We start from the raw sequence: 14,832 nt of genomic DNA on the forward strand, positions 1-14,832 counted from the left end.
CAACTTCGTTTGGAGAAGTTTGAGGGTACATGGTTTCAATAGGCTGTTTGATTATTGCAGGAAGAATTTGGTTTAAGACATATGCTGATAAGCAAGAGGAACATTGCATGTGTCGTGAATATAAGGAAGAAAATAGGAAAAAGAATAGATATATAAGTTATGAATGCTGAAGAATGTATGTTTTTTTACGGGGGTGAGTCTTTGAGCGAATTACTGTTAGTAAAAGAGAAAGAAGAAAAACGAGAAGTTCTAATTCAAAATGTTAAAGTAAAAAATGGGAATTTTGTCTTATTTGCTGGTCCGTGTGCTGTAGAAAGCAAAGATCAGGTTGAAGAGATAGCACTTCGATTAAAAGAGTGTGGAGTGGACGTTTTAAGAGGCGGAACTTTTAAGCCAAGAACAAGTCCCTATTCCTTTCAGGGATTGGAAGTAGACGGAATGAAATATTTGCATGATGCGGGGAAAAAGGCTGGTATACCTGTAATTACTGAAGTCGTGGATGAATATTCACTCAATTGTGCATTGGATTATGTGGATGCGGTACAGATAGGTGCCAGAAATATGCAAAATTTTAGTTTGCTGAAGAAAGTAGGAAAATTAAAAATACCTGTTGTATTAAAACGGGGTTTTTATTGTACAATTAATGAGTGGCTTAATGCAGCAGAGTATATTTTATCAGAAGGAAATCAGAACTTGATTTTATGTGAAAGGGGAATACGTACTATTTCTGAAGAAACGAGAAATACAATGGATATTAGTGCTATTCCTGTTATAAAGAAAATAAGCTCATTACCGATTATTGTAGACCCAAGCCATGCATGTGGGATTCGGGAGTATGTATTGCCTTTGTCCTTGGCAGCGGTTGCAGTAGGTGCAGATGGTCTTATGATAGAAGTACAAATTAATCCCGAAAAGGCTATTTCTGATGCAAGACAAACAATCGATATTGACGAATTAGAAAGAATAGTTGATAAAACCGGTAAAATACGAAGTATACTTTGATTGAGCTGAAGCACAGAAGAATATGGAAGAGATTTGGCTGAAAAGTATGTATGGCTGATAGGCTCGTTGGAAAGGATAAGTTAAGATAGATTACTATAATACTGTTAATATTTAGAAAGGAAAAAGACAATTATCTTGAGAAAAGACAATTGCTGAAAATAAGAAATTATGACTGAAAGACCATTATTAACCAAGGAGTTAAACGCAAAGACATTTCGTGAGTACTATTATCTGAAAGAAGAACTAATTGAGTTTTGCCGCCAGGAGTATTTACAGACAACAGGCGGAAAGATTGAACTTACAGATCGGATAGCACATTATCTGGATACCGGAGAAAGACTTTATGTAAAAAAAGAATCCACAAGAAGCTATGATGTGGGGTTTTTAACGCTGGATACTTATATTGAACCGAACTTTGTATGTACGCAAACACACAGAGAGTTCTTTAAGTGTGTGATAGGAAACAAATTTTCATTTAATGTACTTTTCCAGAATTGGTTAAAAGAAAATTCCGGGAAGACGTATCGAGAGGCAGTAGCCGCTTATCATCGGATTCAGGAAGATAAAAAGTATAACCGGACTGAGATTAGTAAGCAATTCGAATATAACACTTATATCAGGGATTTTTTTGATGATAATCCGGGAAAATCATTAAGACATGCAATTGCCTGCTGGCAATATAAGAGGAATATACCAGGGCATAACAGATATGAAAGATCAGATTTAGATGCAATCAATAATTAGGGGAGATAACAATCAGTAGGAAGATACAATGGGGGGAAAATATATGAGAACATTTCTATTTCCCGGGCAAGGCGCTCAATTTGCGGGTATGGGAGTAGACCTATTTGAGGAGTATGCCGCATTTGTCAAAGAGGCAGATAAGATTTTAGGATATTCGTTAAAAGATTTATGTTTAAATGATAATAATAGTATCCTTAGCAATACAAAGTATACACAACCGGCGTTATATATGGTAAATGCGTTATCCTATCAGAAGGAAATGAGTAAGGGGCAACAGATTCCGGATTTTCTTATCGGAAATAGTATTGGTGAATATAATGCATTATTGGCGGCAGGGGTATTTTCTTTAGAAGATGGTCTCCTATTGGTCAAAAAAAGAAGCGAACTCATGAGTAGGGCGAACGGCGGAGGGATGGCTGCTGTAATTGGACTGAATGAGAAAGAAATAGTTACCGTCATTGAACAGGAACAATTGAATGATTTGGTTGAAATTTCCAATTATAACACCTCATTACAGGTGGTAATATCGGGAGATTCGGCTGCAATTGCAACAATTAAGCCAAGACTGGAAGAAGCCGGAGCGAGAAAAGTTGTAATATTGGATGTCAGCGGCGCATTTCATTCCGGATATATGAAAGAAGCTGCTTTAGAGTTTGAACAATACTTAAATGAGTTCGAATTTCATACCCCTCAACTAACGGTAATTTCAAATCGTTATGCCAGGCCCTATGATTTCAATAATATAAAGCAATTGTTAGTAGAGCAAATTTATCATCCGGTTCGTCTTTATGACTCGATTATGTATGTCCTTGGTCAGGGGAGCAATGAGTTTGTTGAAATTGGTCCCGGAAAGACCATGACTAGGATGGCAACAGAGATTAAGAAAGAGTATGAAAGTATTAAAGCAAGGCCCGAGAAAATAGTTAATTGTTTGGGAAGCGAAGAATTCAAGAAAGATTATGATGTGGATTTTGCATATGCTGTAGGTGGAATGTGTAAAGGAATTTCATCAGCAGCTATGATAAAGAAACTGGCAGATTCGAGAATTCTTGGCTTTTTGGGAACCTATAAATTACAACTGCATGAAGCAGAAGAACTGATCGATCAAGCATTGGCTTCTATGGAGCATCATCGCGTAGGAGTGAATGTAACTTATGATGCACTAAATTCAAAAGATCACATTGGGATTATGGAGTATATCATCAAGAGGGATATCAGAAATATTGAGGTGTCTGACTATAGGATGATTGACTTATCAATTGTGAAGTATAGATTAAAGGCTATCTATACAGACAAGGATTCGACGTTGGTGATTCCGCATAAAATCCTAGCCAAGGTATCAAGTAGAGAAATGGCAGAGAAGTTTTGTTCTCCTGCACCGGAAGAAATGGTTCAAATTCTATATCAAAATAATGAAATCACAGAATTCGAAGCCAAGTATGCAAAATATATACCAATGTGTGATGACCTTTGCATCGAATATCATATGCAGGGGCAATCTGCGCTTGGTTATATACAAACAATAAAAGAAATGAGCCGATTGCTCTATGAAAAATATGATTTGTATCAGTGTCCGCGTGTTGGATTTGCCGGCGGCATTGGTAATCCTCAGATGATAGCTGTTTCTTTCTTAATGGGTGCCGACTTTGTTGTTACCGGATCAATTAATCAATGCAGTGTTGAGGCGGCTACCAGTAACATTGTAAAGGATAACTTACAGAGTTTGGATGAGACGGATTTTACCTATGCTGCAGTCAGTGACTTATTTGAGTTTGGGGAAAAGAAAAGTATCGTAAAAAAAGGTAGTTTGTATCACATACGGGCGAACAGGCTATATGAAGTTTATAACAGATATAACAGCGTTGAGGAAATACCGGCGGATATAAAGAATCTAATTGAGGAAAAGTATTTTCAAAAAAGCTTTGAGACAATCTACTCTGATATCTATGAAAATCTGACAAAGGATAATAAGAAACTGTCAAAAGAGCAGCCTAAGTATAAAATGGCATTGATCATTCGATGTTTTCTTGATAAATGTTTCCAAGATGCATTGGATGGAAGAATGGAAGGTAAGATCAATTATCAGATCATATCAAGCAATGCCATCGTACAGTTCAATCATTGGGTAAAAGATACAGAACTAAGTGATTGGAAGAGGCGGTATGTTGATGTCATAGCGAAGAGGATTATGACGGAGGGTGAGCAGCATTTAAGCACTATCTGTAAAAAATATAAATTTGAGGCATAACAATTTAGAACAAGTTAATGTAATAATGAAACCATAGAAGCAAAGAAGGGGTACATAGTGAAGAAAAGATCTTTGAATTTAACGGATGAGCTTTACCAGTATATGCTGGATGTTTCGGTGAGAGAGCCTGAATTAGCACTGGAATTAAGAACGGAAACGGCTAAAATGCTGGCAGCAGCGTTACAAAGCCCTCCGGAGGAAAGCCAATTCATTGTCTTGATACTAAAATTAATGAATGCCAAAAGAATTATTGAGATTGGTACCTTTACAGGGTATACCACACTGCTGATGGCTATGAACATGCCCTCGGACGGTAAGATCATCGCTTGTGATGTAGATGATAAGTGGACAAATTTGGGGAGAAAGTATTGGAAGAGAGCAGAGGTAGAAGATCGAATTGATTTACGGATTGCGCCTGCAGAGGAGACACTGCGAGAACTTATTCAAACAGGGCACAATAATATGTTTGACTTTATTTTTATTGATGCGGATAAAGAAAGCTATGTGAAATATTATGAATTGGCGACGAAATTAATTCGCATTGGCGGGATTATCGCAGTTGATAACGTGTTTTGGAATGGCAGTGTAATTAATGAATTAAATCATGGGTCGGATGTGGAAGCTATTAGGGAAGTGAATGAAATGATTTACCGGGACCAGCGTTATTCCATTAGTATGGTTCCTATTGGGGATGGATTGACATTAGCATATAGAAACAAATAATAATCAAAAGAAAAGGGGTTAATATGAAGATTAATGATTATATTTATACCAATGAGGAAGCACCGTTGTCGGGTGTTCTTTTACATAATGATATCCCATGTATTACAAGATATTTTGAAGCTAGTTTTCCTGTATATACAGCTATTCACAAAGTGAGTAAAGCAGATCATCCAGAGACCTATACGCAGATGCATTCCCATGAAGAGGAGGAGATTAATATCCTTATTAGTGAGGATAAGGATTTTCAGTATGAAGTCCGTATTGAAGATGAAACGTTCATTGTATCAGCGAATTCTTCTATCTTTATACCTTCCAATGCTTTGCATTCAACAAATGTGATTAACGGAAGCGGATATTATATTGCAATCCGTCTTAACAAGGAGGGTAAATAATCTAATTCCGCACAACGGATACAATTTTATCAGGTTTCGTAATTTACTAATATATGATTAGTAAGGGAGAAGGTTGAAAGAAATATATTCTTTCAACCGGAGATTTGTGCTACGCACAAAGTCTCCAGACTTTGAAAGGAGCATGGTTATAAAAATGAATGTCGAGAATACCATGTATCGGGTAAATGGGGTAAATTTTTTTATTGAGGGAGATAAAAAAGGCCAAAGGACCTATACGAATGCCGATTTGGACTTTATTTTGGAGGATGCACTCCTTACGAAGATAAATGAGTTTATGGATAGAAGTCATTGTTCTTCAGATGAAATGTTTTTCAATTTATTCCTTGTAATGCTAACGAGATTTAATAAAAACAGCTATTTACAAGTAGCTCGTTCTGAACAAATGAATGGGGAGGCCATTCAGAGACAATTGTTTGATCTTACTTTTGATCAATTGGAGAACATAACATATCAAGGGTTTCTTGAATTTGTCCAAAGTGAGATGGAGAAGCCGCAGAAAGAAGAAGCAGGAAAGCAGCCGGGAAATTCTAAGGCGCTGAAAATCGGTTTTACCAGTCGGAAAATAAATTTACAGGAGAATAGCGGCTTTGATTTATTAATGATAAGGGATTCAGTTAATAGATTGAGGTTCTGTTTTCATGAGCAAATAATTGACGTGGATTATATTAATGCAATCAAGGAAGGTATGCTTCATATGATATCCGATTGCTGTGAGGATATGCAAAAGAGGATATTGGACACGGCATTAATGACGAAGGAATCAGTAAGTGATTTATATTCCAAAGTGAATAGAAAAGAAGCGTTTGACTTTACAAAATCTTTATATGAAATGTTTGAACAACAAGTAAAGCAAACGCCAGAGAAGATTGCCTGCATCTATCTGGATGAAGATAGGAAGGAACAGAGAATAACCTATCAACAATTGGATGCTAAATCAAGTTATTTAGCAAATAAACTTCAGGAATTGGGTGTAAAGAAGGAAGTAGCAGTCGGTGTCTATACAAAACGTTCTATTCAAACTTTTATATCAATCTTAGGAATTCTAAAAGCCGGAGGAATCTATCTTCCTTTGGATCTAAGTTATCCCAATAATTATATTAATAATATTCTCGACGAGATAAATCCCAAAGTTATTATTGCTAATCATGAATTAGCGAAAAACTTTGAGACGGATATTACGATATTTGATATTGATTGTCTTAGCGTCATATCAGATGAGGTAATCACGGAGTTTCATCGGGAGAATACACTGAATAGTACGGCAATTATTATGTATACATCCGGGTCAACCGGACGGCCAAAGGGAGTTAAGCATAAGCAGTTACAGGTGATTAACCGGATCAACTTCTTGTGGAGTAATTATCCGTTTCAGGAAGAGGATGTAATTGCACAGCGCACCACGATAAATTACATGCCATCGATGTGGGAATTGTTTGGTGGTCTTTTGAAAGGAATTACAACTGTAATTATATCGGATATCTTAACAAAAGACCCTAATATATTTTTAAGGATATTACAGGATTATCATATTACTTATCTGACAATCGTGCCTTCGCTATTTCGAATGATGAGCAGTTCAAAAGAAGTATTCGAAGAATTTGCAAAAAATGTCCGTGTTTGGATATGCTGCGGGGAACCGTTAACCATTGAAATATTTAATACATTCCAACAGGTACTGCCAAATTCTGTTCTTATTAATGACTATGGAGCAACTGAGGTGAATGGGTTTCTCTACTTTGACTCTGAAAGTGATAGAGTAGGAGAGAATATGCTGCCTCGTTTTCGGCCGGTATCGAATGTGAATTTTTATATATTAGATGAAGCATTAAGACCGACACCGATTGGTATACCGGGGTGTATCTATATCGGAGGTCCCGTAGTATCAACAGGGTATGTGAATAACGAAGAATTAAATAACGAGAAATTTATTGATAACCCGCTAAAATGTACGGAAGATCGTATTCTTTTTAAACTGGGGGATAGGGCATTATTCCATAAAGACGGCAGTGTTGAAGCTTTGGGAAGAAATGATAATCAGGTCAAAGTGCGGGGAATAAGAGTGGATATTGAAGGAATAGAACATATCCTGCAACAAAGCGATATGATATCCAATGCCGTAATAGCAGTAAAAGAGCAAAAAAGCGGTAATAAATATTTGGAGGCCTATATCGTATGTAATAGAGAGAATGTCACGGAAGAGCTGATCAGGAAGTATCTGGAGGAAAACATTCCGGCATATATGATTCCTGCGAGATTTTGTTTTGTCAACCGTTTACCGTTATTGCCAAACGGAAAGGTGGATAGAAAGGGAGTATTAAAGATGGGGGAATTAAATCAATTAACAGCCCAACAAATTGAGACAGTCTTAATGAAGGATTCCGCTGAAATATTGGGAATTAGTGAAAAGAGCATTAATTCTGCAAAGAAATTCTATGAAGTCGGATTTGATTCAGTGAGTATCGTAAGTTTACTGGCTAAAGTCAATGAAAAATTTAATAAGAAGATTACAATCTCAGATATGTATGACAATTCTACCATCAGTAGCTTAGCAAAGCATTTGGAAGGTGTTACGGAATTAAATCCTGATTATGGGACTGAGGATGATTCACTGTCAAATGTTTCGGAACAAATAATAACATTTATCAGTGATATTATAGATATTGACAGGCAGTATATTGACAGGCAGTGTAATTTTCAGGAGATGGGGTTAAAAACGCAGGAGCGAAATAAATTACTTGATAAATTAAAGGATTTCTTCGGACTGGAACTTTCATTGCTGGAAATCAACCTCGCAGACAATATAGAAGCATTAGCGAAAATGATACAAAATCATCCCGGTTATCACAAAGATTTTTTCGCTGCCAAGAGAGAAGCAGAGTATCAGGAGAAAGAAAAGCCAATAGAGAAAGAAGAGCCAATAGAAAGAGGAGAGTCAGAAGAAAGAAAAAATGAGGTTTGTTTTGAAGATCAAAGTGGGACTTCCATGGGTTCACAGGAAAAAGAAAATGGGTCTCATAAAGAATTTGAGAATAAAATTGCAGTTATTGGTATGTCATGCGTTCTTCCAGGTGCCCCGGATAAAGAGACCTTGTGGGAAAATCTGGCTGCCGGAATTAGCTCAATAACTGAAATACCTAAGGAACGATTTGATGTTACCGGATATTACAGCGAGAATGGAAATGAGAATACTACCAATTCCAAATGGGGAGGATTTATCAAAGAAATTGACCTGTTTGATGCCGGTTATTTTGGTATCTCAGAATATGAAGCTACATTAATGGATCCACAGCAAAAAGTTTGTCTTGAGGAAACTTGTAAGGCGTTAGAGGATTCGGGATATTCCCTAAAAAATGTAAATGGTAAGAGAATCGGTGTATTTATTGGAGCAAGGCAGGGGGATTATAAGGACATTATCAGAGAACAGGGAATAGAGGCAAGCGGATACTCCTTTATGGGAGCAGATTCAGCAATTATCTCTGCGAGAATATCCTATTTATTGGATTTAAAAGGTCCATGCCTTACGATTGATACGGCTTGTTCCTCCTCATTAACAGCAATTCATGAGGCATCCAACAGTATTAAGTTAGAGGAGTGTGATATGGCAATTGCCGGCGGAGTTTTTGTTATGAATACGCCATATCTCTATATTAATTCTGCACAGATGGGGATGCTGTCCAGGGACGGCAGATGCAAAACCTTTGATAATGAGGCTAATGGTTTTGTTCCCGGAGAAGGAGCAGGAATTGTTATATTAAAAAGCCTTAAGAAAGCAGTGGAAGATAATGACCGCATCTATGGTGTGATTGAGGGTTCTTTGATCAATCAGGATGGTAAAACCAATGGGATTACAGCCCCCAGCGCAGATGCACAACGTCAATTAGAAGAAGAAGTATACAAAAAGGGAAAAATTGATCCGAGTACGATTTCCTATGTAGAAGCACACGGAACCGGAACAAAACTCGGTGATCCCATTGAAATAAAGGCATTAACGGATGCATTCAGAAAGTGGACACAAAGAAAGAATTACTGTGCAATCGGCTCCATAAAAACGAATATCGGACATACGGTTGCTACAGCAGGAGTCGCAGGACTTATAAAGATTTTATTATGTATTCAGAAAAAGGAGCTGCCTGCATCATTAAACTATAGGGAATGCAATTCATTCATTAATTTTGAAGATAGTCCGTTTTATGTGAATCAATCACTGATTAAGTGGGAACCTCAAAATGAAGTGAGAAGAGCTGCTTTAAGTTCTTATGGTTTTGGAGGAAGCAATTGTCATATGGTCATAGGGGAGTATAGTGCAGAGCCCATGTTAAAGAAGCAGTTACCTTACGTTTTCATACCGGTTTCAGCGAAAACAGAGAATGCATTTGTAGGTAAATGCAATGATTTAGTTCACTTTTTGGAACAATCCTCTGTTCAGATTGGAGATTTGGCTCGTTCTCTTTGCGCAAGGGAGGAGTATGAGTACCGGGAAGCTTTTATTGTTTCTGACAAAGAAGATTTACTAAGACAATTAAGTCATTATATAAAACAGGGACACAGAGGCAGATATGTGCAGCTGGACTACAAAGTGCCATATGATTGTTTCGGGCAATTAGTACATGGGGGAAGGTTATCGTCGGAAGAATATAAGGAGATGCTTGTTGAAATCAGGACAAAGTATATTTATGGCTTAGAGCTGGATTTGAGCAAGTATTATCAATATAACGGATATGGGATTATATCACTGCCTGCTTATCCATATCAAAAAAGAAAATTATATCTTCAGGGAGGGAATGCCGGAAAGTCAAATGCAGTAAGGCAGGCAGATACAATATTAAGTACTTCAAAAGAACTTGATTGCGTACATAATAGGATAAGTGTAAAACAAATTTGCAGGGAGTATTACTATGAAGATCATATCTTAAATGGAACGAGGATATTTCCGGGTGCGGCATACATTGATTTTCTATATCAAAGCTATAGAGAGAAATATAAAAGAAACGGCAAATGTATCAAAAATCTCTGCTTTTTAAAGTCCATTAACAGTACACAGCAGGATGGTTATTTGGATTTGGTATTCAAAGAGGAAGATAACTATACCACAGTGCAGGTAGTAACGTTAACGAATGGGGAAAAAACGATTCACGCTATGGGTGAATTAAGCGAAGAGAAAGCAACAGGACATTCCCGGTTTTCTATCCCAGACCTAAAGAATAAATTGGGGAATTACATGTCAGGCAGTAAGTGCTATGAGACATTTTTGAGAATGGGATTGGAATATAAAGAAACCTATCACCTGATTGAGGAAATTTATTTTAATCAGTCGGAAGCAATATCAAAATTGCTTATTCCAAGTAAGTGCAGGAAAGAGTATGCGATAAATCCCCACATCCTGGATGCCGCATTCCAAACAGTGATGCCTTTACTTCATATGGAGGAGGAGACAAAGAATACATATATACCATTTTCCATCAAAGAAATGGAATTATCAGGTAATCTTGATAATGCGGAATATATCTATGCATTTGTAGCAGACCGGCAGGAAAATTATGACTTGCAAAAGTATCATATTGAAATTCTTGATAAGGAAGGCAATGTACTTGCCTCGATTAAAGAATTTACAAGAAAGCGTATTCATACCCAGGAAAATGAGATGCACTACTATCAGCCGGTTATGGTCCGCAGTGAACAGGAGGAGAGATGCGAGGTATTGCCAAAGGATACCTATCTTCTTGTATTTGATACGGATAATGACTTATCAAATCAGGCATTCATCCGAAGAATGTATGATAATAGAGTACTCTATGTATCTCATGGACGGAGCTTTTTAGAGCAAATCGGGGGCAATCAATATACGATAAATCAGATGGATGCCAATGACTACAAAACTTTATTTCTAAGACTTAAGGAGAAGAATATAATAATTGACAGGATACTCTATTTTGCCGCTTATTATCCCGGCAGTGAATGGTCCGTCGATATCGAGTCTGAATTGGAAAAAAGCATATATTCCGTTACTTACCTGGTACAAGGCTACCTTCATGCTAAACCGGAGGGAAGCGCTGTCTTATATGCCTTTTATGACAGTCTGAAAAGCAACGGTGATTTTTACCGTGCACTCAATGGGTTTGCAAAATGCTTACCATTGGAACAGTATGCCTTAATAATGAAAAATGTTGATTTACCGGAATGTATAAAAGGCAGTGCTGATTTTTATTCCTGTATTGAGAAGGAATTGCTATTGCAAAATGATGACACGGATATTTGTTATAAGAAAAGAATACGGTATGCAGCACAATATCAGCAAATGATGATACAACCTGCAAAAGGCATACCTATGTTGAAAACAGGCGGAGTATACTTAATCACCGGAGCTTTGGGGGGAATCGGCCGGAAACTTACGAAATATTTGGCGGATAGATATGACATAAAGCTTATTTTACTTGGTAAAAGAGAGATCACGAAGGAGCAGTTGATTCAAATATTTCAGGATACAAAGAATCTTAAGTATTATAGTGTTGATTTGGCTGACCGATATGAACTTGGCAGAATACTGGAACTGGTTCGCAGTCAGTACGGGAATTTACAGGGAATATTCCATTGTGCAGGAAGGACCGGAGATTCCTTCCTGGTGAATAAGACCAAGGAGGCAATGTCACAGGTATTTGCACCAAAAGTGCAGGGCCTTTATTACTTAGGGGAATTAACAAGAAGTGATAATTTAGAGTTTTTGGTATGCTTTTCTTCTATTGCGGCAGTCACCGGTAATCAAGGGCAAAGTGATTATGCTTATGCCAATGCATTTATGGATTCTTATGCGTTTCGTAATGGTAACGGCAGGATTATTTCGATTGACTGGTCCCTATGGATGGATGGCGGTATGGGTAGTAATCCTGATGTAAGGGAGTCAATCGAAGAAAACTTTGGTATTGTTCTGTTTTCAGAGGAAGAGGGAATTCAGGCATTGGCGAATGCCATGGAAGAAAGGATTCCCAATCTTGTTGTCGTAAAAGGGGACAGGGATAAAATACGTAATGTGATGCAAAAGGGAACTACTGCAAGGGAAAAGGCAGCGAATAAGGACCGGGACAGGAAAAGTATTGCGGGAAGGAAGGAAGAACATAACAAGGCAGATCAATCGTATGAATTGTTAAAAGAAATTATAGTATCGGAATTACTTGAATTGTCAAAGAAAGTATTTTCTGTGGACAAGCTTGATTGCGATGCTTCCTTTGATGACCAGAAAATAGATTCTGTCAGTTTGATGGAGTTTGCAAAATTAATTTATAAGAAGCTGGGTATTAAGATATCACCGGCAGCTTTATTTGAATATAATACCATCCATTTGCTCGCTGATAATCTAATTCAAAAATATGAAGAGGAGCTTAGAATATTATTCTCTGTTGGAAAAGAGGAAGAACAGCACATAGAGGATATGAAGGAACAAATGGAAGAATCCATACAAAAAATAGAGCAAGAATTTACGCAAGAAACAGAGCATATCAGGGCAGAAAGAGGAAAAGAAAGGAGTACGCCTTGTGTATCCTCCGATATTGCCATCATCGGAATGAGCCTTCGTATGCCGAAGGCAAATGACATAAATGAATTTTGGGATAACATTGCAGGCGGCAAAGAATGCATCAGTGAAACTCCGAAGAATCGTTGGGATTATGAAGCCTATGATGATAAACTGAAGGATTACCTGCGGTTTGGAGGATATCTTGAAGATATAGATACCTTTGATTCCTTATTCTTTCATATATCACCGGAAGAAGCGAAACTTATGGATCCTCAGCAAAGAATTTTGATGGAGGAAACCTATCGATGTATTGAAAATGCAGGGATCAGAACAACAGATTTGGATGGCAGAAAGATTGGTGTGTTTATTGGAGCATTTTCTAATGATTATCAACAATTACTAAGCGAAACAGAGTATGCGCAGGACGTGAATGTGATTGCAGGAAATGATCATGCAATGCTTGCGAATCGGATTTCATACCATTTCAATCTGCATGGAGCAAGCGAAGTAATTGATACGGCTTGTTCAAGCTCATTGGTTGCCGTTTATCGTGCAATGAATGCAATCAAAAGCGGCGAGATAGAAGCTGCAATTGTCGGTGGAGTCAATATCGTCTTAAATCCTGCCGGAACGATTAAGTTAGGTAAGCTTGGTTTTTTAAATAGTAGCGGTATCATCAAATCATTTGATGAAAATGCGGATGGTTACGTGAGAGGGGAAGGCGTTGGTGTTCTATTCCTGAAATCCTTGCCTCATGCAGTGGAACATGGTGATCGGATTCATGCTGTAATAAAAGGCGGTGCAATAAACCATGGAGGAAGAGGGCATTATATCATGGAACCGAATGCTTTAGCAGAAGCACAGGTTATAAAAGAAGCATATGCGAATGCTAAGATAGAGTTTGGTACGGTTAATTACATAGAAGCACATGGAACCGGAACTAAAGTAGGAGATATGAACGAAATCTATGCCTTTCAGAAAGCATTTCGTGAAATGAGCAGTCAATGCACTCATCAGCTTTCAGAGAAGTTTTGCGGAATCGGGACTGTTAAGCCCAATATCGGACATCTGGAGGCGGCATCTGGAATGGCATCCGTGATTAAGCTGATTCTTGCTCTTAAGAAGAAACAGATACCGGCGTCATTACATTATCAAACTGAGGATAAGGCATATGAGCTTGAGCATAGCTTCTTCTATATGAATGATCAGCTCACTTCCTGGAATCAGTTGGTTGATCAAGACGGAAGACTTATGAAAAGAAGGGGAGAAGTCCATGCGTACGGGTATGGCGGAACGAACGCCCATCTTATCCTGGAGGAATACGAAGAGGAGGCTAACACTCCCATCATGCCTTATCGGGAGCTGTTATTTATCTTCTCTGCAAATACCAAACAATCATTGGATGAATATTTAATTTGTTTTGTCGGATTTTTAGAAAATGTTGAGGAAGAACAATTAGGAAATGTGGCTTATACGCTTATGATGGGAAGAAATGAACTGAAAGAGCGTATCTCGTTTATTGCCAGGGACAAGTCATCCTTAACGATGCTGATCAATAATTATTTAGAGGGGATAGAAGCAGAGAATGTCATAACCCAGGGAACTGATGAGGATGCAGCGGGGCTTCAAAGTCTATTTGCAGGAAGAGAATCAGAAGAGATACTTATGCTCTTAATCAGAAGTGATAACTTAAGAGCAATTGCCAATCTGTATGTTCATCAGATTAAAGTTGACTGGAAGCAGCTATATCCTAATGGAGAAAGGAAACAAATCGAATTACCAACCTATCGGTTTGAAAAGATTCATCACTTTGTAAACCTTAGAAATAAAGATTATCCGATAGCTTTTGAGAAACTGCAGGAAGAAGAAACAACGATAGTACAAAGGGAACGAATGGATACCTTGGATGAATCATTGTCTCAATTGATTGGAGATTGCTTAGGTCTTAGTAATGATGTAATACGACAGTGCAAAAACTTAAACACAATCGGCTTGAACTCTATTATGCTTGCGAAAATCAAGTTTGAAATGGAAAAGAAATATCAGATTAAGATGATTTCGCATGAATTGGCAGATAAAAACAGCTTTCTGCAATTAAAAGAATATGTAAAAAGCAGGATGGATAAACCGGATGATCTTAAGGAAATGTCAGAGGAAGAATTGGATATGTTATTTGATTCTATGAAAGGATGATA

The 14,832-nt window shown here is 37.6% G+C and carries 6 protein-coding genes; all 6 read left to right on the forward strand.

Translation table 11 applies throughout. From position 1 onward, the window contains the following. Positions 1-201: 201 nt before the first annotated feature. The 6 genes from aroF (at position 202) to BUF11_RS03065 (ending at position 14,830) form a co-directional block, all read left to right on the forward strand. Positions 202-1,002 carry a 3-deoxy-7-phosphoheptulonate synthase gene (aroF, locus tag BUF11_RS03040; RefSeq protein ID WP_073587897.1) on the forward strand — a complete coding sequence of 267 codons (801 nt, stop codon included), beginning with the start codon at positions 202-204 and terminating at the stop codon, positions 1,000-1,002. A gap of 168 nt (positions 1,003-1,170) precedes the next feature. Continuing rightward, positions 1,171-1,746, forward strand: a complete 576-nt coding sequence (locus BUF11_RS03045; protein ID WP_073587304.1) for a DUF6434 domain-containing protein — start codon at positions 1,171-1,173, stop codon at positions 1,744-1,746. A 43-nt stretch (positions 1,747-1,789) separates the two neighbouring features. Then, the gene (gene fabD, locus BUF11_RS03050) at positions 1,790-3,994 is read left to right on the forward strand and encodes an ACP S-malonyltransferase (protein WP_073587898.1); all 2,205 of its coding nucleotides are present in this window, start codon (positions 1,790-1,792) and stop codon (positions 3,992-3,994) included. 57 nt (positions 3,995-4,051) lie between these two features. Beyond that, the gene (locus BUF11_RS03055) at positions 4,052-4,717 is read left to right on the forward strand and encodes a class I SAM-dependent methyltransferase (protein WP_175561971.1); all 666 of its coding nucleotides are present in this window, start codon (positions 4,052-4,054) and stop codon (positions 4,715-4,717) included. Between the two features lie 23 nt (positions 4,718-4,740). Beyond that, on the forward strand, positions 4,741-5,109 hold the full coding sequence (locus tag BUF11_RS03060; RefSeq protein WP_073587305.1) for a cupin domain-containing protein: 369 nt from the start codon (positions 4,741-4,743) through the stop codon (positions 5,107-5,109). Positions 5,110-5,263: 154 nt separating this feature from the next. Further along, entirely contained in the window at positions 5,264-14,830 is a 9,567-nt protein-coding gene (locus tag BUF11_RS03065; RefSeq protein WP_073587306.1) for an amino acid adenylation domain-containing protein, read from the forward strand. The last annotated feature ends 2 nt before the right edge of the window (positions 14,831-14,832 follow it).

It is taken from the genome of Anaerocolumna xylanovorans DSM 12503 (assembly GCF_900143645.1).
GTDB classification, from domain to species: domain Bacteria; phylum Bacillota; class Clostridia; order Lachnospirales; family Lachnospiraceae; genus Anaerocolumna; species Anaerocolumna xylanovorans.

What these genes read in the sequence shown, in the direction of transcription:
- BUF11_RS03045 (WP_073587304.1), top strand. Translation starts at nt 1,171, where the DNA reads ATGACTGAAAGACCATTATTAACCAAGGAGTTAAACGCAAAGACATTT.
- fabD (WP_073587898.1), top strand. Translation starts at nt 1,790, where the DNA reads ATGAGAACATTTCTATTTCCCGGGCAAGGCGCTCAATTTGCGGGTATG.
- BUF11_RS03060 (WP_073587305.1), top strand. Translation starts at nt 4,741, where the DNA reads ATGAAGATTAATGATTATATTTATACCAATGAGGAAGCACCGTTGTCG.
- BUF11_RS03065 (WP_073587306.1), top strand. Translation starts at nt 5,264, where the DNA reads ATGAATGTCGAGAATACCATGTATCGGGTAAATGGGGTAAATTTTTTT.